The organism is Bradyrhizobium sp. ERR14, from assembly GCF_014198235.1.
Lineage (GTDB): Bacteria > Pseudomonadota > Alphaproteobacteria > Rhizobiales > Xanthobacteraceae > Bradyrhizobium.
In genome coordinates, this window is sequence record NZ_JACIHD010000007.1 from 155,691 (window position 1) to 176,715 (window position 21,025).

General features: G+C 64.5%; 22 protein-coding genes. 19 read left to right on the forward strand and 3 right to left on the reverse strand.

Features of this window, described 5'->3' with window-relative positions; all coding sequences use genetic code 11:
* The 17 genes from GGD62_RS21145 (at nt 1) to GGD62_RS21225 (ending at nt 14,557) form a co-directional block, all read left to right on the forward strand.
* Complete coding sequence (locus GGD62_RS21145) at nt 1–1,314, forward strand: MotB family protein (RefSeq protein WP_183709999.1); 1,314 nt, start codon at nt 1–3, stop codon at nt 1,312–1,314.
* Nucleotides 1,311–2,489 carry a chemotaxis protein gene (locus GGD62_RS21150; protein ID WP_183710001.1) on the forward strand — a complete coding sequence of 393 codons (1,179 nt, stop codon included), beginning with the start codon at nt 1,311–1,313 and terminating at the stop codon, nt 2,487–2,489. Before GGD62_RS21145 ends, GGD62_RS21150 begins: the two co-directional genes overlap by 4 nt.
* Nucleotides 2,486–3,811 (forward strand): flagellar hook-length control protein FliK, encoded by a 1,326-nt coding sequence (locus GGD62_RS21155; RefSeq protein ID WP_183710003.1) that lies wholly within the window; start codon nt 2,486–2,488, stop codon nt 3,809–3,811. Before GGD62_RS21150 ends, GGD62_RS21155 begins: the two co-directional genes overlap by 4 nt.
* Complete coding sequence (locus GGD62_RS21160) at nt 3,762–4,343, forward strand: transglycosylase SLT domain-containing protein (RefSeq protein ID WP_092253760.1); 582 nt, start codon at nt 3,762–3,764, stop codon at nt 4,341–4,343. The genes GGD62_RS21155 and GGD62_RS21160 overlap by 50 nt, the downstream gene beginning before the upstream one ends.
* Nucleotides 4,344–4,433: 90 nt before the next feature.
* Nucleotides 4,434–5,666: a flagellar hook protein FlgE gene (locus tag GGD62_RS21165; protein ID WP_018318456.1), complete on the forward strand. Its 1,233-nt coding sequence runs from the start codon at nt 4,434–4,436 to the stop codon at nt 5,664–5,666.
* Between the two features lie 34 nt (nt 5,667–5,700).
* Nucleotides 5,701–7,179 carry a flagellar hook-associated protein FlgK gene (gene flgK, locus GGD62_RS21170; protein WP_018318457.1) on the forward strand — a complete coding sequence of 493 codons (1,479 nt, stop codon included), beginning with the start codon at nt 5,701–5,703 and terminating at the stop codon, nt 7,177–7,179.
* Between the two features lie 3 nt (nt 7,180–7,182).
* A complete protein-coding gene (locus GGD62_RS21175) occupies nt 7,183–8,229 on the forward strand; it encodes a flagellar hook-associated family protein (RefSeq protein WP_183710006.1) in 1,047 nt (348 codons plus the stop codon).
* Nucleotides 8,230–8,284: 55 nt separating this feature from the next.
* The gene (gene flaF / locus GGD62_RS21180; RefSeq protein WP_028145728.1) at nt 8,285–8,629 is read left to right on the forward strand and encodes a flagellar biosynthesis regulator FlaF; all 345 of its coding nucleotides are present in this window, start codon (nt 8,285–8,287) and stop codon (nt 8,627–8,629) included.
* Nucleotides 8,629–9,039, forward strand: coding sequence for a flagellar biosynthesis repressor FlbT (gene flbT, locus GGD62_RS21185; protein WP_018318460.1), 411 nt, complete (start codon nt 8,629–8,631; stop codon nt 9,037–9,039). The genes flaF and flbT overlap by 1 nt, the downstream gene beginning before the upstream one ends.
* Before the next feature lie 14 nt (nt 9,040–9,053).
* A complete protein-coding gene (flgD, locus tag GGD62_RS21190) occupies nt 9,054–9,476 on the forward strand; it encodes a flagellar hook assembly protein FlgD (protein ID WP_018318461.1) in 423 nt (140 codons plus the stop codon).
* Nucleotides 9,473–9,739: a flagellar biosynthesis protein FliQ gene (fliQ, locus tag GGD62_RS21195; RefSeq protein WP_018318462.1), complete on the forward strand. Its 267-nt coding sequence runs from the start codon at nt 9,473–9,475 to the stop codon at nt 9,737–9,739. The genes flgD and fliQ overlap by 4 nt, the downstream gene beginning before the upstream one ends.
* 77 nt (nt 9,740–9,816) lie before the next feature.
* Nucleotides 9,817–11,898 carry a flagellar biosynthesis protein FlhA gene (flhA, locus tag GGD62_RS21200; protein WP_018318463.1) on the forward strand — a complete coding sequence of 694 codons (2,082 nt, stop codon included), beginning with the start codon at nt 9,817–9,819 and terminating at the stop codon, nt 11,896–11,898.
* Nucleotides 11,895–12,647 (forward strand): flagellar biosynthesis protein FliR, encoded by a 753-nt coding sequence (gene fliR, locus GGD62_RS21205; RefSeq protein ID WP_018318464.1) that lies wholly within the window; start codon nt 11,895–11,897, stop codon nt 12,645–12,647. The genes flhA and fliR overlap by 4 nt, the downstream gene beginning before the upstream one ends.
* A gap of 7 nt (nt 12,648–12,654) precedes the next feature.
* Nucleotides 12,655–13,074, forward strand: a complete 420-nt coding sequence (locus tag GGD62_RS21210) for a hypothetical protein (RefSeq protein WP_179739212.1) — start codon at nt 12,655–12,657, stop codon at nt 13,072–13,074.
* The gene (locus GGD62_RS21215) at nt 13,071–13,547 is read left to right on the forward strand and encodes a rod-binding protein (protein ID WP_026202024.1); all 477 of its coding nucleotides are present in this window, start codon (nt 13,071–13,073) and stop codon (nt 13,545–13,547) included. Before GGD62_RS21210 ends, GGD62_RS21215 begins: the two co-directional genes overlap by 4 nt.
* Before the next feature lie 42 nt (nt 13,548–13,589).
* Complete coding sequence (locus GGD62_RS21220) at nt 13,590–14,102, forward strand: flagellar biosynthesis protein FlgN (protein WP_092253749.1); 513 nt, start codon at nt 13,590–13,592, stop codon at nt 14,100–14,102.
* Nucleotides 14,099–14,557: a hypothetical protein gene (locus GGD62_RS21225; protein WP_018318468.1), complete on the forward strand. Its 459-nt coding sequence runs from the start codon at nt 14,099–14,101 to the stop codon at nt 14,555–14,557. Before GGD62_RS21220 ends, GGD62_RS21225 begins: the two co-directional genes overlap by 4 nt.
* A 371-nt stretch (nt 14,558–14,928) precedes the next feature.
* Here GGD62_RS21225 and GGD62_RS21230 read toward each other — a convergent pair whose 3' ends face one another.
* Entirely contained in the window at nt 14,929–15,699 is a 771-nt protein-coding gene (locus GGD62_RS21230; RefSeq protein WP_183710008.1) for a response regulator transcription factor, read from the reverse strand.
* 820 nt (nt 15,700–16,519) lie between these two features.
* Between GGD62_RS21230 and GGD62_RS21235 the strand changes: the two genes are divergently transcribed.
* Nucleotides 16,520–17,476 (forward strand): hypothetical protein, encoded by a 957-nt coding sequence (locus tag GGD62_RS21235; protein WP_183710010.1) that lies wholly within the window; start codon nt 16,520–16,522, stop codon nt 17,474–17,476.
* Between the two features lie 14 nt (nt 17,477–17,490).
* Here the strand turns inward: GGD62_RS21235 and GGD62_RS21240 are convergent, their stop codons facing one another.
* Nucleotides 17,491–18,069: a MarR family winged helix-turn-helix transcriptional regulator gene (locus GGD62_RS21240; RefSeq protein ID WP_018318472.1), complete on the reverse strand. Its 579-nt coding sequence runs from the start codon at nt 18,067–18,069 to the stop codon at nt 17,491–17,493.
* A gap of 658 nt (nt 18,070–18,727) precedes the next feature.
* Here GGD62_RS21240 and GGD62_RS21245 point away from each other — a divergent pair.
* Nucleotides 18,728–19,615 (forward strand): dienelactone hydrolase family protein, encoded by an 888-nt coding sequence (locus GGD62_RS21245; RefSeq protein WP_183710012.1) that lies wholly within the window; start codon nt 18,728–18,730, stop codon nt 19,613–19,615.
* A gap of 64 nt (nt 19,616–19,679) precedes the next feature.
* Here GGD62_RS21245 and GGD62_RS21250 read toward each other — a convergent pair whose 3' ends face one another.
* Complete coding sequence (locus GGD62_RS21250; RefSeq protein WP_183710014.1) at nt 19,680–20,948, reverse strand: serine hydrolase; 1,269 nt, start codon at nt 20,946–20,948, stop codon at nt 19,680–19,682.
* Between the last annotated feature and the right edge of the window lie 77 nt (nt 20,949–21,025).

The window sequence follows — 21,025 nt, forward strand, 5'->3', positions numbered from 1 at the left end:
ATGGAAGAGGTCAAGCATGAACTCGTGATCGTCCGCCGGCGCAGCGCTTTCGCTGAGGAGGCGCATCACGGCGGCGTATGGAAGATCGCCTATGCGGACTTCATGACCGCAATGATGGCGTTCTTCCTGGTCATGTGGCTGCTCAACGCGCTCAACCAGGACCAAAAGCAGGTCGTCGCGAGTTATTTCAATCCGATCCAGCTCGCGGAAAATGCCCCCGCGCCGAAGGGCCTGAAGAATCTCTCCAAGAAGGAGCCGACCTCGTTCGAAGGTCAGGACGGCAAGCGTCAGCCGGCCGGCTCGAACGAGGAACGTCGCGGCGACTCGCCGACGGCCGAGAAGCCGGCCTCCTATGAAGAGAAAGTCCTGTTCCGTGATCCCTATGCGACGCTCTCCGAGATCGCGAACAGCGCGAACCAGTCCACGGGACAGCGGCGCGCCGGCGCGCTGACGTCTGCCGAAGAGGATGGTCTCAAGGGCGGCGACGCCTACCGCGATCCCTTCGACCCCGGCTATTGGAAGCTGGCGCCGCAAGCATCCAAGGATGCCGATCGCATGATCGAGAGCGAGCCCAAGCCGAATGCCTCCGCGCGCGACGGCGCCTCAGGCACAAATCAGGGCGAGCCGCAGGCCCGTCGTGCCAAGGCGGACGATGCCGGCGGAAGCCTGGCGCCGAACGCGGATGCGTCGTCCGCAAACCTGTCGCCGCTATTGCCGCCGGGGCCCGCGCCGGCGCAAGCCCCGCGCGAGGGCAGCGCGCAAGCGAGCGTTCAAGCCAACGCCGCCGCGCAGGCGCGTCCCAACGATACGACGAAGGAGTCTGAGCCGCGCGATGCGGCGCAAACCCAGCAGCCGACCATGAAGCAGCTTCAGGCCGCGATCGCGGACGCGCTATCTGACATCAAGGCGGGCGCCGGGCCGGCGGCCGAGGTGCGTCAGGTCGAGGAGGGCCTCCTGATCAGCCTGACCGACGATGCGAGCTTCGGCATGTTTGCAGTCGGCTCGGCCGAGCCGCGGCCCGAGCTGATCCGCGTGATCGACAAGATCGGGCCGTTGCTGACGAAACGCCAGGGCATGATCATCGTCCGCGGCCATACCGACAATCGGCCGTATCGTTCTGAGACTTACGACAATTGGCGGCTGTCGACCGCCCGCGCGCAGATGGCCTATTACATGCTGGTTCGCTCCGGTGTCGACGCGCAGCGGATCGAGCATGTCGAAGGCTATGCCGACCGCCGGCCGAAGCTTCCGAACGATCCGGCGGCTGCTCAGAACCGCCGAATCGAGATCCTGATCCGTGAGAAGCGCCCTTGATCAGGCCGCTCCTCTGCGCCGTCCTGCTGCTCCTGCCGTTCACGGCAGCGAACGCGCTCGCACAACCCGCGCGCCAGTCGGGCGAGCCCTATGAGCTCGTCCGCGCGTTGCAGGCCGTGCAGGATGGCATCGCCAACGGTGACACCGCCGCGCATGGCAGCCACGTCGCGCTGATCCGGCAGATCGGAGAGAAGTTTCTCGCCGCCGATCCGGACGTGTGGAGCAATGCGCAGAACAGCCAGGCTGCAGTCATCTACTTGCTCAGCGGCGGCGCGCCGCAAATCGTCCGCAAGCTGCCGCGCGACAAGATGAACGTCGACGAGCGGCTGTTCAACGGCGCGCTCGCCTATGTCGAGGGCCGTCAGGAGGAGGCGCGGGAGCTGCTCAAGGACGTCAAGCCGCGGACGTTGTCCTCCGGCCTTGGCGGACAGGTCGCGCTGGTCCAGGGCGCGTTGTTCGCGCGTTCCGAGGCATCGCTGGCGATCCAGCGTCTGGACGACGCGCGCCTGCTCCTGCCCGGTACGCTGGTGGAGGAGGCGGCGTTGCGGCGCGAGATCCTGCTGGTGGGGCAGGCGGAGGATTTCGACAAGTTCGAGTTCCTGGCGCTGGCCTATATCCGCCATTACCGCAACTCGATCTATGCCGGCGATTTCTGGCAGCGCTTTTCCTCGGGCCTGACGCAATCGAGTCTGGCGCTCGACGATCGCCGCTTCGCGCGGATCGCAGCGCTGCTCGAGCAGATTGATCGCGCGAGCCGCCTCAAGCTCTATCTCGTGATCGCGCGCGCGGCGATGGTGCGCGGGCAGATGGCCGTGACGCGGCTTGCCGGCGAGCGGGCGCTGACGCTCAGCGCCGACGCCTCGGCGGATCGCGAGCGGGCGCATTTCTTCCGCGGCGCCGCGCGAGCGCTCACCGACGAATATGATGGCGGTCTTGCCGAGCTGAAGGCCGTCGACCGGTCGAAGCTGCCCGAGCGCGACGTGCCCCTTATGAATGCCACGGTGCAGCTCGCGCTCGATGTTCGCAAGCCGTTTCCGGGCGGATCCGCCGCCTCGGCCGACAAGCCTCCGGCAACGCCGGCGCGTCTCGATCTGGCGTCATCGACCGTGACGCTCGCGCGCGCGCAGAAGCAGCTCGGCGAACTCGAACTCCTTACCAGGGACCGCCGCCCATGACCAAGCTCAGTGGAACCTCCGGACAGCTCTTCTCGGGTCTCGCCGAGAGCCTCAACATCCGCGGCACGTCGCGTTCGGCAAAGAGCGCCGGGGCCAAATCGCAGGCTGGCTCGTCGTTCAACGATCTGCTCCACACCGTCTCGAACCTCGCCAAGCAGGCACTCAACGATGAGGGCAGCGATACGACCGCGAAGGCCGGAGCGTTGCGCACGCGTCTGGCCCACCCAGCGGGCAAGGACAAGTCAAAGGACGAGACGGACGAGCGCACCGAGGCGACCGACCTGCTCAAGGCTGGCGACCAGACGACCGACAAATCGTCGGAGACGCAAAGTCCGGTCGATCATGATCCGAAGCCGGACGTTTCGAACCGCCCGAACGCTCCCGCGATCGTGGGACAGGATCTCGTTGCCGCATCGGCCGCGAAGCCGCAAATGCCGTCGCAGTCGGGCGACAGGAAAGACGTGCCCGCGCGCGACGAGCGCTCATCCGGGACGAGGCGTGAGGTTGCAGCGGCAGGCATGGCGAAGGCAACGACAGCGGATTCCGCGCCGTCTGCTGCCGTTCCGACCGGCGCGCGTGCACAAGGCGATGCATCGCAAGCCGCGGCCGCACAGCCAGGCAGCGATGCTTCCGCCAAAGCCATGCCCGCGACCTCAGGCTTCGAGGCGGTCACGGCCAATGTCGAACGCGCCGCCAAGGTCTCGACGCGCGATGCATTGCCCGAGACGACCAAGGTCACCGTGGTCCAGCAGGAGACCCATCTGCCCCCGGCGCAGTTCAACGCCCCGCAACAGGTCGCCAATGCGGTCGTCGCCGAGCTGAAGGACTCCGCAGCCCCGGCGGCGTCGGCAGCGCCCGATCTCGCAGCATCCCAGACCAATGCGCCGGATCAGCCGCTCAAGATCCTGACCATCAATCTCGAGCCGCCGGCGCTCGGCAACGTCACCGTGCGCCTTCGTCTCGTCGGCACCGAAGTGTCCGTCCACCTTGCGGCCGCGCGCAAGGACACGAGCCAGATGCTGGATCAGCAGCGCGACCAGATCCGCGATCTCATGCAGACGGCGGGTTATGTCGCCGACGTCGCGCCCGTGCAGCACGGCTCGCTGGATGGATTCCAGAGCGGCTCCGGCCAGTCGCAGCCGCAGCTCTCGGGCCAGCAACAGCCCTCGTCGCAGTCGCAAGGTGCGTTCGGTGGCGCAGGCACGTCGTCGGGGCAATCCGATGGCAGCGCGAAACAGGCCCGCCGGGAACGCCAGCCCCAGGAGACGCGTCATGACCAGGACGTGGGTCAGCCGAATCGTCGCGGCCCTGTTTATCTGTAATGCGGGCGCCGCGGACGCGGCCACCGACGTCGCGCGCCCCTGCGAGCGCGAGATGGCGCGCGCGGCCCAGCAGCATGGGATTCCGCTCGGCATTCTCTATGCAGTCGGTCTCACCGAGACCGGCCGCCGCGGAGCGCTGCATCCTTATGCCCTCGGCGCCGACGGCCAGACCGTGTTCGCCAGGGACATGGATGATGCGATCGCAAATTTCCAGGCCATGCGCGGCAAGGGCATCAAGCTGATCGATCTCGGCTGCATGCAGATCAATCACTACTATCACGGCGACAAGTTCGCCTCGGTGCGCGCGATGTTCGATCCCGCGAAGAACGTCGAATATGCCGCGCGCTTCCTGAAAGAGCTGAAGCAGCGCGAGGGCAGCTGGACCATGGCGGTGGCTCGCTACAATGCCGGGCCCAACAACCAGCCGGCGCAGAAGCGCTATGTCTGTCACATCGTGGCGCACCTCGTGTCGAGCGGTTTCGGCGCCTGGACCGACAAGGCACGCTCGTTCTGTCAGCCGAAAACGACATGACGACGTGAAGTTGTGCATGGTTCCGAACCATCAGCCCCGCGCAAGCAAGATCCCCCATTGTAACTGCAACCTACCAAAGGAGCCCACTTCATGAGCCTGTATGGTGTTATGCGCACCGGCGTTTCCGGTATGAGCGCGCAGTCCAACAAGCTGTCGACGGTTTCGGACAACATCGCGAACGTCAACACCACCGGTTACAAGCGGGCTTCGACCGAATTCTCCTCGCTGATCCTGAAGAGCGGCTCCGGCAATTACGATTCCGGCGCCGTCGAGACGACCGTCCGTTACGCCATCAGCGACGCCGGACATACCCAGTTCACGACCTCGTCCACCGACCTTGCCGTGCAGGGCAACGGCTTCTTCGTGGTCTCGAACGCCACCAACACGCAGCAATATCTGACGCGCGCCGGCTCCTTCGTGCCGGACGCTCAGGGCAACCTCGTCAACGCGGCCGGCTACTACCTTCTGGGCCAGCCCGGTAAAGTGACCAATTTTTCGCAGAACAGCCTGGCTGGAATGCAGATCGTGAACATCGCCCAGGTCTCGCAGGTGCCGGTGCCGTCGACTGCGGGCACCCTGACGACCGGCAATCTCGATCCGAAGGCGGCTGTCATTGCCGGTCCGCCGGGTCCGGCGTCATATTCGTCGAAAAGCTCGATCGTCGCCTACAACAATATCGGTCAGGCCGTTACGCTCGACGTCTATATGTCCCACACCGCGACGGCGGCCGGCTCGGATACCTGGCAGGTTCAGGTCTACAATTCCGCGACGGGCACCTCGCTCGCCGCGGCCACCACTTTCACCTTCGACACCACCGCGACCGGAAAGGGCGCGCTGGCCGCGGCGAGCCCGACGGGCCTTACGTTCACGGTCCCGGGCGGCGCGGCGATGACCATGGACCTGTCGAACATGACGCAGGTTGGAGCCGACTTCAGCTTCAAGGCCACCGTCAACGGCAGCGTCCCCGCGGCGATCGACAAGGTCGATGTCGACGAGGCGGGCCACGTGACGGCGATCCTCAAGAACGGGCAGCAGCTGACGCTCTACACGATCATGCTCGCCGACGTCGCGAGCCCCGACAATCTGACGCCCGAGCCGGGTAACGTCTATTCGACCAACATGAATTCCGGTAATGCGCAGGCCGGGAATGCCGGCACCGGCGGGCTCGGCACGGTCCAGTCCGGTGCGCTGGAGGACTCCAACGTCGATCTCGCGGACGAGCTCACCGGGATGATCGAGGCGCAGCGCGGCTTCACCGCCAACTCGAAATCGTTCCAGACGGGCGCCGACCTGCTCGACGTCGTCGTCAACCTGAAGCGCTGAATTCTCCAGCGCTCACCCCCGGCAAGAGCAGATCATGTCCCTTACCGCCGCCCTCGACTCCGCTCGCGCCTCGCTCATGGCGTCGGGCATCCAGTCGTCGACGATCTCGCGCAACATCGCCGGTGCCAGCGCCACCGGCTATTCGCGCAAGATCGCCGTGCTGGACAACCTACCCGGCACCGGCGTCTATGTCGCGGCGATCCAGCGCGCGGCCAGTTCGGGCCTTTATTCGAACGTGCTGACCGCGACCTCCTCGTCGGCCAAGCAGAACGTGATCTATGACGGCCTGCAGAAGATCGCGGCCGCGACGGTGGACGATCCCGAGCTCGAGCAGTCACCGACCGCCCAGCTCAACAAGCTGAAGCAGGCGCTGCAGCAATTCGCCAACTCCACCGACAATGCGACCCTGGCGCAGGCCGCCGTGACGTCCGCCAAGGACATGGTGACCGGGCTCAACCAGGCCACAAGGACGGTGCAGTCGGTCCGCGAGGGGGCCGACGCCGACATGGCGAATTCGGTCGCCAACATCAACCAGCTGCTGTCCCAGTTCCAGACCGTCAACACCGCCATCGTGAAGGGTACGATCTCCGGCGACGACGTCACCGACTATCTCGACCAGCGCGACAGCATCGTCTCCAGGTTGTCGCAGGAGGTCGGCGTCTCGATGTCGATCCGGACCAATGGAGATGCCGCGCTTTATACCGACAGCGGCGTCGTGCTGTTCGACAAGACGGCGCGAGCCGTGAGCTTTGCGCCGACCAACGCCTATACCGCCGGCACCACGGGCAATGCCGTCTTCATCGACGGCGTTCCCGTGACCGGTGCCAATTCCGTCATGCCGCTCAAGTCCGGCAAGCTCGCCGGCCTGGCCCAGCTGCGCGACAAGGACACGGTCACTTATCAGAGCCAGCTCGACGAAATCGCGCGCGGCCTGATCGACGCCTTCAAGGAAAGCGACCAGTCGGCTGTCCCGACGCTGGCGGACCGGCCCGGCCTGTTCACTTATCCCGGCGCGCCCGCGATGCCCGCGAGCGCCACGATCTCGGTGGGCCTCGCCGGGAGGATCTCGGTTGCCGCTTCGGTCGATCCGGCCGTGGGCGGAAACCCGAACCTGCTGCGCGACGGCGCGATCAGCGGCGTTGCCGCCTATAATTACAACACGACCGGCAATGCCGGCTTCTCGGCGCGGCTGCAGCAGCTCATCAACAAGATGGAAGCGCCGCAACCGTTCGATGCCACGGCCCAGGGCAAGCCGAGCGGCAGCGTGATCGAGTTCGCCTCCTCCTCGGCGAGCTGGATCGAAAGCCAGCGCAAGACCGCCGACGACAACGTCCAGTATCAGAATACGCTGCTCGACCGCAGCACCGCGGCGCTGTCCAACGTCAGCGGCGTCAACATGGACGACGAGATGGCGTTGATGCTCCAGGTCGAGCGCACCTATTCGGCGTCGTCGAAGATCATTTCCACCGTCGATGAGATGCTGCAGAGCCTGCTGGCTGCCGTGGGGAATTAAGTCATGATGAGCGCGAACTACATCTCGACCCTGATGCTGTCTTCATCGTTGAGGTCGTCGATCACGAACAACCAGAGCGCGCTGACCAAGGCCTCGAAGGAGGCGACCACCGGGCGTTTCGCCGATGTCGGCCTCGAGCTCGGCACGGGAACGGGCCGCGACGTGGCGCTGCGCGCCGATTTCAACTTCGCCGATCAGCTCGTCGACACCAACGAGCTGGTTGCGGGACGCCTCGACGTAACCCAGAATCGGATCACGCAGCTCGGCAAGACCGCGTCTGAATTCCTCAAGAACCTGATCGCGGCCCGCGACGCCGACAGCGGCGCGAAGATCATCCTGCCGAGCGCGTCCGCGAACCTTCAGGACGTCATCGGCGCGCTCAACGTCTCCTACAACGGGTCGTATCTGTTCGGCGGAATCGATACGCAGACCGTGCCCATCACGAACTACACGGCCGGCTCGGCCAGCAAGAACCAGGTCGATGCGGATTTCCTGGCGACGTTCGGTTTTTCGCAGGCTGCGGCCGGTGTCAGCACCATCACGCCGGCGCAGATGCAGAATTTCCTCGACAACACCCTCGACCCCGAGTTCGCCAGCCCGGCCTGGAACGCCAATTGGTCGTCGGCCACGGACCAGACGCTGTCGAGCCGTATCTCCACGACCGAGGTCGTCGACAGCTCGGTCAGCGCCAACCAGCCCGGCTTCCGCAAGCTGGCCGAGGCCTACACCATGCTCACTGATCTCGGGAACACGAGCCTGAGCAAGGACACGTTTCAGGTCGTCGTCGACAAGGCCATCAGTCTGGTCAGCGGCGCGATCAACGATCTCGCCGTGCTCGGCGGTACCGTCGGCTCGATCCAGCAGCGGGTCACCGGCGCGACCGAGAAGCTGAAGATCCAGAAGGACATCCTCAACGACCAGATCGTCAAGCTGGAGGCGGTCGACCCGACGGAGGCCTCGGTCCGCGTCAACACCCTGCAGACCCAGATCAAGACGGCGCTCGCGCTGACCTCGCAGCTCCAGCAGATCAGCCTCATCAACTATCTCTAGAGCCGAGGCTCGCAACCTCGTCTTGTTAACCGGTCTCCTGCGCAGAGTGATGCTGATGACGTTTGAAGCCTATGAATCGGTCGTCGACGAGAGCGGCTACGAGGCGCGGGGCCGCGAGCGGCAGGCGCTCAGCCTCGGCATCGACCGGCTCGAGCGGATTCAGCGAGGCGTGTTCCGCCTCGAGGATCTGGTCGAGAGCCTGCTCTATGTGCGGCGGCTATGGACGATCTTCATCGAGGATCTCTCGCATCCGGAGAACGGGCTCCCGGACAAGCTGCGCGCCGACATCATCTCGATCGGCCTGTGGGTCGTCAAGGAGGCCGATCGTCTTCGCGAGGAGAGGTCGAACGACGTGATGCAGCTCATCGAAATCAACCGCCTGATCCGAGACGCTCTTTGATGAAGATCTCATTGCGGGCGGGCGAACGGATCTACATCAACGGCGCGGTGCTGCGCGTGGACCGCAAGGTCTCCGTCGAGCTCGTCAACGACGTGATGTTCCTGCTCGAAGGGCAGGTCATGCAGGCGTCCGACGCCACCACGGCGCTGCGGCAGCTCTACTTCATCGTCCAGCTCATGCTGATGAACCCGACCGACATCCGCGACGCCGCGGCGCTCTACGCCCAGCATCACGCGGCTCTGTGTGCGGTGTGCGAGAGCCGCGAGATGCTGGACGGACTGGGCGCGGTCGACGAGCTGGTCGAGGCGACCCGCTACTTCGAGGCGCTGAAGCGGATCCGGGCCCTGTTCCCGGTGGAGCAGGCCATCCTGGCCGGCGCCATCACCGAGTCCCCATTCCAGGCTGCCTGACAGCGGAGAGCTACATGAACGTCAACAGCGCGACCGACAGCACGAGCAAGTCGTCCAGTTCGACCGGCTCCACCAATTCGACCTCGAGCAACAGCGTCGACTACAACACGTTTCTTCAGCTTCTCGTCGCCGAGATGAAGAACCAGGATCCGACCAATCCGATGGATACCTCGCAATATATGAGCCAGTTCGCGCAGCTCTCGACGGTCGAGCAGGCCATGCAGACCAACTCGAAGCTAGATGCGCTGCTGTCCTCGCAGTCGTTGTCACAGGCCAACGGCCTGATCGGGAAGACCGTCAGCTTCACCGACGCCACCGGCGCCAGCTTCAGCGGCAAGGTCGTTTCGGTCTCCATCAACGCCGACGGCTCCATCGCGACCCTCGAGAACGGCACCAAGGTCGCGGTCGGGCCGGGACTCACGATCAGCCAGTCATGAACGAACGCGACGCTCTCGACATCGTCCAGGCGGCGATCTGGACCATCATCGTCGCCTCCGGGCCCGCGGTCGGCGCGGCCATGCTGGTCGGCACCATCATTGCGCTGATCCAGGCCCTGACCCAGATCCAGGAGGTGACGCTGACCTTCGTTCCGAAGATCATTGTCATCCTCCTGGTCGTTGCCGTCTCCGGCTCCTTCATCGGCGCGCATCTGTCCACTTTCACCGAGATGGTCTATTCGCGGATCGAGCGCGGCTTCTGATCCGCGCGGGCGATCTGCCACCATCCCCGCGTAAGCTTTGCCGGGCAGATTAGGGGTGGACCCCCTGCCGGTGACCCATGGCCGATACGTTAGCTGCTAGCCTGCCGACCCCACGACGATTGGGGGCCGACGCCTTTTTCGCCGGCGGTATCGTGGCCATGCTCACGATCCTGTTCCTGCCGATCCCGCCGATCCTGATCGATCTCGGCCTTGCGTTCTCGATCGCGCTGTCGGCGCTGATCCTGATGGTCGCGCTGTGGATCCAGCGACCGCTCGACTTCTCGGCCTTCCCGACCGTGCTGCTGATCGCGACCATCCTGCGGCTGGCGCTGAACGTCGCGACCACCCGCCTGATCCTGTCGCGCGGCGGGGAGGGCGAGCAGGCCGCCGGCCACGTCGTCGCCGGCTTCTCCAAGTTCGTCATGGGCGGCGACTTCGTCATCGGCCTGATCATCTTCGCCATCCTGGTCACCGTGAATTTCGTCGTGATCACCAAGGGCGCGACGCGTATCGCCGAAGTCGGCGCCCGTTTCACCCTCGACGCCATCCCCGGCAAGCAGATGGCGATCGACGCCGATCTGTCGGCGGGCCTGATCGACGACAAGGAAGCCCAGCGCCGGCGCCGCGAGCTCGAAGAAGAGAGCGCGTTCTTCGGTGCCATGGACGGTGCCTCGAAATTCGTTCGAGGTGATGCCATCGCCGGCCTGATCATCACCGCGATCAACATTTTCGGCGGCATCATCATCGGCGTCACCCATCACGGCCTGACGTTGTCACGCGCCGCCGACGTCTACACCAAGCTCTCCGTCGGCGACGGTCTGGTGTCGCAGATGCCGGCGCTCATCGTGTCGCTGTCGGCCGGCCTCTTGGTCTCCAAGGGCGGCACGAGAGGATCGGCCGAGCAGGCCGTGCTGCGCCAGCTCGGCGGCTATCCCCGTGCTGTGTCGGCCGCCGCGCTGATGATGTTCGTGCTCGCCTTGATGCCGGGGCTGCCGTTGGCGCCGTTCGTGCTGCTCGGCGGCGTCATGGCCTTCGTCGGCTACTCGCTGCCGAAGCAGCAGGCGGCCTTGAAGCAGAAGGAGGACGCGCGCAAGGCCGACGAGCGCGCCCAGGCCGAGGCCAAGGAATCCGTCAAGGACCAGCTCAAGACCGCCGAGATCGAGCTGGCGCTCGGCGGCCATCTTTCGGTCCATCTGCTGGGCTCGCGCACCGAGCTGGCCCACCGCGTGGCCAAGATCCGCAAGAAGTTCGCCAAGCAGTACGGCTTCGTCATTCCCGAGATCAAGCTCAGCGACAATCTGTCGATCGACCCCAAGGGCTACCAGATCCGGATCCACGACACCCGCGTCGCCCATGGCGAGCTCAGGCTCGGCGAGGTGCTGGTGCTGGTCGACAAGGACGGCAAGCCCGACGTGCCCGGCGAAGAGGTGGTCGAACCCGCTTTCGGCATGAAGGCGCTGTGGGTGACGGAAGCCTTCACGGACGAAGTCAAGCGGCAGGGCTGCAAGCCGGTCGACAATCTGTCGGTGCTGCTCACGCATTTGAGCGAGGTGATCCGGGCGAACCTCGCCCAGCTCCTGTCCTACAAGGACATGCGCGCGCTGCTCGACCGGCTCGATCCCGAGTACAAGCGCCTCGTCGAGGATCTCTGCCCGTCGCAGATCTCCTATTCCGGCCTGCTGGCGATCCTGAAGATCCTGCTGGCCGAGCGCGTCTCCATTCGCAACCTTCACCTCATCCTCGAGGCGATCGCCGAGATCGCGCCTCATGTGCGGCGCTCCGAGCAGGTCGCGGAGCACGTGCGGACCCGGCTAGCCCAGCAGATCTGCGGCGATCTCTCCGACAACGGCGTGCTCAACGTCGTCAGGCTCGGCAACCGCTGGGACCTGGCGTTCCATCAGAGCCTGAAGCGCGACGCCAAGGGCGACGTCGTCGAGTTCGACGCCGATCCGCGCCTGATCGAGCAGTTCGCGACCGAAGCCAGCGCCGCGATCCGCAAGTTCACCGAGAACGGCACCAGCGTCGTGTTGGCGGTGACGCCGGAAGCCCGGCCCTATGTCCGGATGATCCTGGAGCGGGTGTTCCCGACCTTGCCGATCCTGTCGCATGTCGAAGTCGCGCGCAGCGCCGAGATCAGGGCGCTCGGAGCGGTGTCGTGATCAGCGGCCTTGCCGACAGCGTGCTGGTGACGTTCATCGTGTTCTGCCGCATCGGCGCCTGCCTGATGCTGGTGCCCGGCTTTTCCAGCGTCAACGTTCCGGCCCAGGTCCGCCTGTTCGTCGCGCTCGTCACGACCTTCGCGCTGACGCCGATCCTGATCGCGGTGCTGAAGCCGCTCACGGACAACGCCGCGCCGCTGACGCTGGCGCTCCTGATCTGCTCCGAGCTCGTGGTCGGCAGCGTCATCGGGCTCGGCGGGCGGGTGTTCTTCCTCGCGCTCCAGACCATGGCGACGGTGATGGCGAGCGCGATCGGGCTCAGCAACATCCCGGGAACGCCGGTTGCCGACAGCGATCCGGCGCCGGCGCTGGTGCCGCTGATCATGGTGTCGGTCACCACGCTGTTCTTCATGACCGACCAGCATTGGCAGGTCCTGCGCGGGCTGATGAACTCCTACGACGTCTGGCGTCCCGGCGACAGGCTCGGCGGCGGCATGGCACTCGACCTGCTCGTCGGCCGCCTGTCGGAAGCATTCGTGCTGACGCTGCGGATCGCCAGCCCGTTCATCGTCTATTCGGTGATCGTCAACCTGGCGGTCAGCCTGATCAACAAGCTGACGCCGGCGATTCCGGTCTATTTCATCTCCGTGCCCTTCGTGCTGTTCGGCGGCTTCCTGCTGCTCTACCTCACGAGCGACGAGCTGCTGACGCAATTCATGCTCGGCCTCTCGTCCTGGCTGGCGGAGTGAGCCTGTGATGACGTCCCGCGCGGACAAGCTCGGCCGGATGGTTTCGCTGGTGAAGCTCCAGCTCCGGCTGTCCGAATGGCAGCTCGCGCAGCTGCGGCAGCAGGAGAGAAGCCTGCGGGACGAGCAGGAATGGCTGGTGGGAGCCCTGAATGATGGGAAGCCGCCGGCGGGATCGTCGAGCGATTCGATCGCGCGGCGCTTGAACAGGACGAGCGTCGGTGCGCGCGCGATCCAGACGCAGGCCGCGCAGCAGCTCGACCAGGTCCGCGCCGAGAGCCGCCGCGTGAAGCAGCTCGAGCAGGTCGCGAAGGCGGCGCTGGCCGACAAGCTCCGTGACGCCGAGAAGCGCTCCCTCGAGGAGATGACGGGAATAAGCCCAGCCGTGCGCGCGTGGACGCCACGGCCAGCCAATCGGAACAAGCCATGATCGTGACCGCGACGCCCGACCTCGTTCTCGACGTCCTCGAGGCCGCCGATCCCGTGACCCAGCGCGCGGCGACCGCGAAACTCGATGCACTGAAATCCTCCGATGCCGACTTCGCCGCCACGATGGACGCGGAGGCCGGCAAGGCGGCGGCGGCTGCCGAGCAGCCCGCCACGAAGGTTTCCGAGGCGCAGTCGGATGTGGTGAACGGGCCGCCGGTGCGGATGATCAAGGCGCCGGCGTCCGGCGAGGTGTACCGGAAGTTCGAAGCTTTCATCCTCCAGACCTTCGTCGAGACGATGCTGCCGAAGGAATCCGAGCAGGTCTTTGGCAAGGGCACGGCCGGCGGCGTCTGGAAGTCGATGCTGGCGGAGCAGCTCGGCAGCCAGCTGGCAAAGGGCAACGGCGTTGGCATCGCCAAGCAGCTGGCCGCCGCCAATCCGGCGGGGCCGAACGGTGCTGGCAAGGCCGGATGATGATCCTCGAACGGGTGACAGAAGTTGAAGGGTGAATTTCCTATGCAGGCACAAGACAGCGCGGCGGCCATGGTGATCGAGCAGCCGGTCGTGGACACCGGGGTGATGACGACGGAAGCAGCAGAAGCCGATGCGCTGCTGCCGGTGCTGCTGCCGATCATGAGCGGCGAGGCCGTGGTCGACGGCGCGGATGCGGCGAGATCGGATGAAGTGCGCGGCCTGCTGGCAGCGATCCGCCGGCTCGAGAGCATCGTCGAGGAGGAGACGGTCGCGCTCACGACGCGTCAGAAGATCGATTTCGACGACTTCAGCGCGCGGAAGAGCCGGAGCATGCTCGAATTCGTCCGCCTGATGCGGGCGCGGATGCATCTCGGCGGCGACGTCGAGGTCACCGAGGAAATTCGGCGGCTGCGCGAGAAGCTCGAGCGGAATCGCTCGATCCTCGAAATGCACTACGACGCGGTGCGCGAGGTCGCGGGCATCATCGTCAAGGCGATCAAGGAGGCCGAGTCGGACGGCACCTATACCGGCCGCGCAGCACAGGACGGAAAATGATCAGACTGGTGCTGGCCGGGCTCTGGGTATGCATCCTCACCGCGGGCACGAGCTATGGCGTGGCCTATTGGAAGGAGAACGGCAGCCTGCTGCCGGCGAAGGACGAATATCTCGACGGGCTGCAATACCAGAAGACCCGGGCATTGAGCGTGCCCATGGTCGAGAACGGCAATGTGCAGGGCTATATCGTCGCGCGCTTCGTCTACACCGTGGAGGCGCGGACGATGCACCAGCTCAACGTTCCGCCGGAGCCGTTCGTCGTCGACGAGGCCTTTCGCAGGATCTATGCCGACGACCGTCTCGACTTCAGGAAGCTCGCCCGCTACGACCTCTCCATCCTGACGGCCGCCATCAAGCAGCGCGTCAACGAGCGGATGCAGGCTGACGTCGTCCAGGACGTCCTGGTCGAGGATTTCAATTACGTCTCCAAGGAAGAATTTCAGCAGAAGCCGTAGAACGTGATGCAGGGGCTATCGCATTTGGCGCTTTGCGCGAGCTGAGCGCGCGCCTCGTCCTTCGAGATGACCGCTTCGCGGTCTCCTCAGGATGAGGCTAAGCGGGCATCGACACTCGTCAAAACTGGCGCAACGCTCTCGGTCCTCATCCTGAGGGCCCGCCAACGGCGGGCGTCTCGAAGGATGGCCACAGGCGAAAGCGCGCCCATATGCGATTGCCCTGCTCACCAGGGGTAGGGTAGGGGAACGCAGCTCCATCGGGGCATTCGTAGGGCTCATCCCATCCGTCTTCCCGCCCCGAACGTGCAACGGTCTCTGCGAAGGTGCTTTGCAGAGGCCGTTGTTGGTTTCGCCCGCAGGCTTGTGCCGTGTCAGTTGTTGACCGGATAGGCGGCCGGGACGGCATGCGCCCTGTTCAGGATGATGCCGACCTCGTCGAGCTCCTGCATCGGCACGTCGAGGCTCTCGCCGGCGGGGATGTCGAGGCGGTAGCCGACGTAACGCCGGGCCACGATCGCATCGAAGCCGAGGCGGTCGCGGAGCTTCTTGCGCAGCTTGCTGACGTGGCTCTCGATCACGCTCTCGTCGAAGGTGGACTCGAAGATGCCGTAGACCGCGTTGAAGATCTGCGTCTTGGTGATCCACTTGCCGTGATTGCTGACCATATACTCGAGAATGCGCAGTTCGCGGCGGGGCAGGGTGAGGGCGTGGCCCGCGATCTCGGGGTCACGGCCGTTGAAGAAGACCTGGATCCTGCTCTCGCAGGGCCTCGGCAGCTCGCCCACCCGGCGGCGCGTGATCGCGGCCGTCCGGGCCAGGATCTCGCGCAGGTGGATCGGCACGTGCACGACGTCGTCGACGCCCGACTCGAACAGCTCCAGCGTGTTCTTGAGCATCTTCTGGCTGCTCATGGCGATGATGGGAGCCGAGGAACGCTTGCGCATCGCCCGCGGCAGGCTTCCGCGGGCATCGCAATCCCCGAGGAGGAAGGCGTCCACCGCCGCCAGATCCGATTCACTGGCGGATTGCAGCCAGTACCAGAATTCTCCGGAGGAGAAGCCGATCGACGATACGCCTTCGCGAACGAGCCCTCCGACATAGCTGTTCGCGACGCTCTCGCGATCATCAACGATAATATACATCAGTCTTTCGCCCCTGTTTCGCACCTGTCGCCGCCGGTTGGTTGTTGTGATGCCCGGCTCGGCAACGATGCTGTTTGACGACATTCCTTCCCGCGAACCGTTGTTATGGTTTCGATATTCGCGGGCAGCCCTACGCATTCAGTGCCTGCGTCTCGCAGGCCTGTTACTTCAACTCGATACTGAACGCTTACTGCGTGAGGCCCGGCGGGTGTCTTACGGATCACCTCGCGGGGCGGATTGAGAAACGACCTAGAACAGTTGCGCCAAGTTGCTCATCGCGTCCGAACGCCACTGAATCTGTGTCGATCTCCTCGCCAACTGGCGAGAATCACTTGAGTAGGACCGTAACAATTGCCGATTTCCGATCAAGCGTGCGTAACAAAGCGATTGCTACGTGTGCTTGATGCTGTTGGTTTGTTTCGGGTTGTTTCTTGATATATTCAAACGCATCAGTTGATTTGGAAACTAAACTAGTTCTGCATCGTGATGGGTCTAAGGTTCCGCATCCCCGTACAATCACAGCTATTTTAGGTGGTGTGGGGGATGAGGCATACCGAGGGGTTTTCAACCCGGGATTGACTCTCATGGACGTGTTTCCCCGTGCGACAATTCGACTCACGTGTGGCGGCGAGTCTCCAGCTTGGCGAAATCTTGGCGAGTGTGTGTCTTTCGAGTCGCACTCTCGCCACGTGCATGACGCGATTGACTCATGTGACGTCGCATCGCGCGCGATGGAAAAGTTTTCGATGCGCACGTTTCAGGCAAGCTTCGGCAAATAACGTCACCGTTCGACAGATCGAACCGAACGGAGCATTTTCACATGTTGTCCGATGGACAAGCTCGTCCCAACGCGACCGCTGATGTTTCCGCGACGACGAAGCCGACTCCCGAAGCACGCGATACGAAGGACGATATGGCGCGAGCGCCCAGGCCCGCTGCGGGCGCAAAGCGGGCATCGGCCGCGGCAAGCGATGAAGCTCTCGCGAAGGAGGCACTCGAGGGGCTGAAACGTATTCGCGCCAAGGCGCGTCTCGACAAGATGGCGATCCCCAAGCCCGCGCCGACAGTGATCAAGCCGGCCGTGATCGTCGCCAAGCCCCCGCCGCCCCGTCCGACATGGGTTGCGCCGCTCGCAACATTGGCGGTCGCCGCCATGTTGGTGGTCTGCGCCTGCACCGGCGTGATCGCCTATCTCACCACGCAGCCCGCCCAGAACAACGTTGCAGCCAATACGGAGATCAGGAATCTGCGCGAGACCGTCGCGCATCTGCGCAAGCAGGTGTCGGGCGTGTCGGAAAATCTCGACGGCCTGCGCACCGCGGTGGATCAATCGAGCAAGGCGACCAATGACCGTTTCGGCAGGTTCGCCGAGAATTTGGACCGTATCGAGCGGGTGAGCTCGTCCTCGACGGTGAAGCTCGACAAGCTCGCTCAAGCGCAGGTTCAGACGCCGGCTCCGGCGCCGGCCATGGTGCAATCGCAGCCCTCGCCACAGCAAGGATCGATGCTGGCCTCGGCCGCAGCACCGGAGTTCACGGGCTCGGTGTCTCCGTCGGAGCGCGCGCCGGCGCCGCGGAAGGTGATCAAGGGCTGGTCGGTCCGCCAGGCCTATGAAGGCATTGCGATCCTGCAGGGTCCGAACGGCGTCATCGAGGCGGTGCTGGGACAGCAGGTGCCCGGCCTTGGCCGCATCGAGGAGATCAGGAGCGAGAACGGGCGCCTGGTGGTGGAGGCGAGCGGCGGTGTCATCTATTCGTCACGCAAGGCGACGCCCTGATCGAGGGCTGTCCTCTATTGGCGGTGATGCTCGAAGCTGGTGCATAGCAGATCGACCTCCGCCTCCGCGATCGGCGAGCGAAACAGGCGGCAGCTGAACTCGGCCGCTGCCTTGCTGTCTGTGGTGGTGCGCTCCTCGCGGAGGAAGATGCATCGCTTGCAGACGTCGGTGTGGTGCCGCTGCTCGGCCGCGTCCGACTGATCCAGCACGTGCCGGAACGTGTCGCGGAAGCGGATCTTGACCTCGTCGTCGAGAACGGCAATCGCATCGATCAGAACGCTGACGGGGTCGCGCACCAGGAACTTCTTGCCCTGCTGCGTCACGCTCAGCATCACCGAGCGCTTGTCGGTGGCCGAGCGTTTTCGCTCGATGTAACCCAGCCGCTCGAGCTCCCCGATGATGAACGAGGCGGTGCCGCGCGTGGTGCCGACGTAACTCGCGAGCGCCGAAGGCGTCCGGGAAAAACGGTTGGCGCGGGAAAGGAATCGCAGCGCCATCCACTCGCGGTCGCGCAGGCCGTGCTTGGTGCCTTCGAACCACAGGATTCGTGCGACTTGCTCCAACAGTTCAATCGATTCGCGAGCCAAATTCATTTCAATTCCAGATCGGATAAAGCTTTATTCAATTGAGCCTTGGGTGCGCAATCTGTGTGCACGAGAATGAAGTCCTCGCGTGACCCTTCGTCCGTTGCCGGACGGCGGACCGCGCGTGGGGAAGAAGCTCTCTCTGCAGAGATGGAACTTCCGGCCGTGGAACTAGGGCGTCACAAAGAAAGTTCGAGTAAATCGCACGGCTCAAGTCCGCTGAAAATTTCAATCAAATGACGACGGCTCGCACGTGATTGACGGTGATGTGCCGATGCGCGAGCAACATGATGTGTCATTATTGCCGCTGCGGTGTCCATTTGTTGCGGGTGAGCGCGTCGAATGCGCGCACATGCGCATCAGCCGCAGCAATTGGCGGTGCGGGCAGCCGTGAGAGAACCGTCTTTTTCGGTTAATGGATGTTGCGATGCAGTGCAGCTAGACGGTTAAGTCCGGCGCACGAGCGATGGGTGTCAGAGTGTCGTTGGGACTCGAAATAGTCAGCGCCATTCAACGTCGTGCAGCATTGGCAGCCACGGTCGCCTGGCACGGTCTAGCCTGAAAGCGCGCGTGCTCGCAGGCTGGTGATTTGCATCTCGCCGGCAACTATTGGCGAATGCGTCGCCCCCGGGGGGCATCAGCACAGGCAGCAGCAAGGGATAGACCGATGAGCTTCGAAACCACCATGACATCCGACGTCGTCGGGTTGACGAAAGCCGCCCCGGTTTCGCGTCGCGGATTCATGAGCGCCACCGCGGCCGTCGCCGCCGGCTACACGCTTGCGGCCGGGCCCGTGCGCGCCGAGGCGATCACGACCGACGCCAATGGTCTCCAGGTCGGTGACGCCAGGATCAAGGTCGGCTCCGAAGAGATGCCCGTCTATTTCGCCCGTCCCGCCGGCAATACCAAGGCGCCGGTGATCATCGTGGCGATGGAGATCTTCGGCCTGCACGAATACATCAAGGACGTGACGCGGCGCCTCGCCAAGCTTGGTGCGTTCGCAATCGCGCCTGACTATTACTTCCGCAAAGGCATCGATCTGACCAAGGTCGCCGAGGTCAAGGATCTGTTGCCGGTGGTCAATGCCAAGCCGGACGCGGAGCTCATGTCCGATCTCGACGCGACGGTGGCATGGGCAGGATCGCAGGGCGGTGACACGGTCAAGCTCGGCATCATCGGCTTCTGCCGGGGCGGTCGCACGGTCTGGGAATATGCCGCCCACAGCGGCGCGCTCAAGGCCGGCGTCGCCTTCTATGGCACCTTGGTCGACCCCGAAAATCCGCTGTTGCCGAAGAGCCCGATGCAGCTCGTCCCCGAGATGAAGGCGCCGGTGCTCGGCCTTTATGGTGGCGCCGATACCGGCATTCCCGTCGCCCAGGTCGAGCAGATGAAGGCCGCGCTCGAGCAGAGCAAAAAGACGGCCGAATTCAAGATCTACCCCGAAGCGCCGCACGGCTTTCATGCCGACTACCGCGGCAGCTACCGCAAGGACGCCGCGGAAGATGCCTGGAAGCAGGCGCAGGCCTGGTTCAAGAAGTACGGCGTGTTGAGCTGAGCGCTGGGTCAAAACAAAAGGGCGGCCCGATCGGCCGCCCTTTTTCGTTCAGTGCGTGCCGATCTCACTTCACCATCGCACCATAGACGATGTCCTGAACCTGCTCGCGATAATACTTCCTGAGCTCGCCCGGCGCAGCCGTTCCCACCACGACGACGAGACGCTCCTTCGGGTCGCAGAAGAACTGCGTTCCGTAGGCACCGTTCCAGGTGAACTCGCCGGGATTGCCGGGGACCGACGACAGCCCTTCGCTGGTGCGAACCGCGACCGAAAGGCCGAAGCCGAAGCCGGCGCGATGCGGCTCGACATTGGCCACGTTGTTCTTGATCTCGGGGCCAAGATGGTTGGTCGTCATGTGATGCACGGTCTTCGGACCGAGGATGCGCTGGCCGTCGAGCTCGCCGCCGTTGAGCAGCATCTGCCCGAAGCGGGCGTAGTCGCCGACCGTCGCAAACGAGCAGGCGCCGCCGCAGTCGAACTTGGTCGGGGTGTCGAGCAGCTTGATCGCCTGCGGCTTGCCCGTCAGCGGATCGTTGGCAAACGGGCGGGCGAGGCGAGGGCGCTGCGCGTCGGTCGGATGGAAAGTCGCGTCCTTCATGCCGAGCGGCTGCCAGACATTGGCGGCGAGATACTCGCCGAGCTTCTGCTCGCTCACCTTCTCGACGACGGCGCCGAGCACGTCGATCGAGAAGCCGTATTCGAATTCGGTCGAGGGCTGATGCGCCAGCGGCAGCTTGGTGATGCGGTCGATGAAGGCCTGCGTGTCGCCTTCGATCGCCGGCGCGATGCCGTCAAGATATTGCCGCGCCACCGGGCTCGAACTGTCGGGACGGCCGCCATACATCAATCCGGACGTATGCCGGTAGAGATCGTGGATGAAGATCGGCGAAGCCTGCGGCTCGAGCTTGAGCGAAGCGTCCGCCTGGCTCACGCCGACCTTCATGTCGGCAAAGCCGGGATAGTAATCGGACAGCTTGGCCTGGAGGGGCAGCCGACCCTGCTCCATCAGCGTCAGGCCCGCGACCGCGGCCATCGGCTTGGTCATCGAGGCCAGCGCGAAGATCGCATCGATCGGCATCGGCGTGCCCTTGTCCGGATCGAGCATGCCGTAAGCCTTGTAGTGCACGAGCTTGCCGTCGCGCGCGATGGCGACCACCGCGCCGGGCACGCGCTTGGCGGCGATCTCGCGAGCGAAGAAATTGTCGAGGCGCGCAAGGCCCTGACTGGAGAAGCCGACATCGTCGGGTTTGGCTTCGGGCAGCGGCGCGGCGATGGCCGTGCCGAATGTGATGACGGCAGCCGCCGCCGCGATCATGGCGATCGTCTTGTTCATTATGTCCTCCCGCAAGAGCTCGTTGTGTGAGCGGCTCGTTGCACGCCTAGATCACGACTGCACCGGCGCGAAGTCAA

What these genes read in the sequence shown, in the direction of transcription:
- GGD62_RS21145 (WP_183709999.1), top strand. Translation starts at nt 1, where the DNA reads ATGGAAGAGGTCAAGCATGAACTCGTGATCGTCCGCCGGCGCAGCGCT.
- GGD62_RS21155 (WP_183710003.1), top strand. Translation starts at nt 2,486, where the DNA reads ATGACCAAGCTCAGTGGAACCTCCGGACAGCTCTTCTCGGGTCTCGCC.
- GGD62_RS21160 (WP_092253760.1), top strand. Translation starts at nt 3,762, where the DNA reads ATGACCAGGACGTGGGTCAGCCGAATCGTCGCGGCCCTGTTTATCTGT.
- GGD62_RS21165 (WP_018318456.1), top strand. Translation starts at nt 4,434, where the DNA reads ATGAGCCTGTATGGTGTTATGCGCACCGGCGTTTCCGGTATGAGCGCG.
- flgK (WP_018318457.1), top strand. Translation starts at nt 5,701, where the DNA reads ATGTCCCTTACCGCCGCCCTCGACTCCGCTCGCGCCTCGCTCATGGCG.
- GGD62_RS21175 (WP_183710006.1), top strand. Translation starts at nt 7,183, where the DNA reads ATGATGAGCGCGAACTACATCTCGACCCTGATGCTGTCTTCATCGTTG.
- flaF (WP_028145728.1), top strand. Translation starts at nt 8,285, where the DNA reads ATGACGTTTGAAGCCTATGAATCGGTCGTCGACGAGAGCGGCTACGAG.
- flbT (WP_018318460.1), top strand. Translation starts at nt 8,629, where the DNA reads ATGAAGATCTCATTGCGGGCGGGCGAACGGATCTACATCAACGGCGCG.
- flgD (WP_018318461.1), top strand. Translation starts at nt 9,054, where the DNA reads ATGAACGTCAACAGCGCGACCGACAGCACGAGCAAGTCGTCCAGTTCG.
- fliQ (WP_018318462.1), top strand. Translation starts at nt 9,473, where the DNA reads ATGAACGAACGCGACGCTCTCGACATCGTCCAGGCGGCGATCTGGACC.
- flhA (WP_018318463.1), top strand. Translation starts at nt 9,817, where the DNA reads ATGGCCGATACGTTAGCTGCTAGCCTGCCGACCCCACGACGATTGGGG.
- GGD62_RS21210 (WP_179739212.1), top strand. Translation starts at nt 12,655, where the DNA reads ATGACGTCCCGCGCGGACAAGCTCGGCCGGATGGTTTCGCTGGTGAAG.
- GGD62_RS21215 (WP_026202024.1), top strand. Translation starts at nt 13,071, where the DNA reads ATGATCGTGACCGCGACGCCCGACCTCGTTCTCGACGTCCTCGAGGCC.
- GGD62_RS21220 (WP_092253749.1), top strand. Translation starts at nt 13,590, where the DNA reads ATGCAGGCACAAGACAGCGCGGCGGCCATGGTGATCGAGCAGCCGGTC.
- GGD62_RS21225 (WP_018318468.1), top strand. Translation starts at nt 14,099, where the DNA reads ATGATCAGACTGGTGCTGGCCGGGCTCTGGGTATGCATCCTCACCGCG.
- GGD62_RS21230 (WP_183710008.1), bottom strand. Translation starts at nt 15,699, where the DNA reads ATGTATATTATCGTTGATGATCGCGAGAGCGTCGCGAACAGCTATGTC.
- GGD62_RS21235 (WP_183710010.1), top strand. Translation starts at nt 16,520, where the DNA reads ATGTTGTCCGATGGACAAGCTCGTCCCAACGCGACCGCTGATGTTTCC.
- GGD62_RS21240 (WP_018318472.1), bottom strand. Translation starts at nt 18,069, where the DNA reads ATGAATTTGGCTCGCGAATCGATTGAACTGTTGGAGCAAGTCGCACGA.
- GGD62_RS21245 (WP_183710012.1), top strand. Translation starts at nt 18,728, where the DNA reads ATGAGCTTCGAAACCACCATGACATCCGACGTCGTCGGGTTGACGAAA.
- GGD62_RS21250 (WP_183710014.1), bottom strand. Translation starts at nt 20,948, where the DNA reads ATGAACAAGACGATCGCCATGATCGCGGCGGCGGCTGCCGTCATCACA.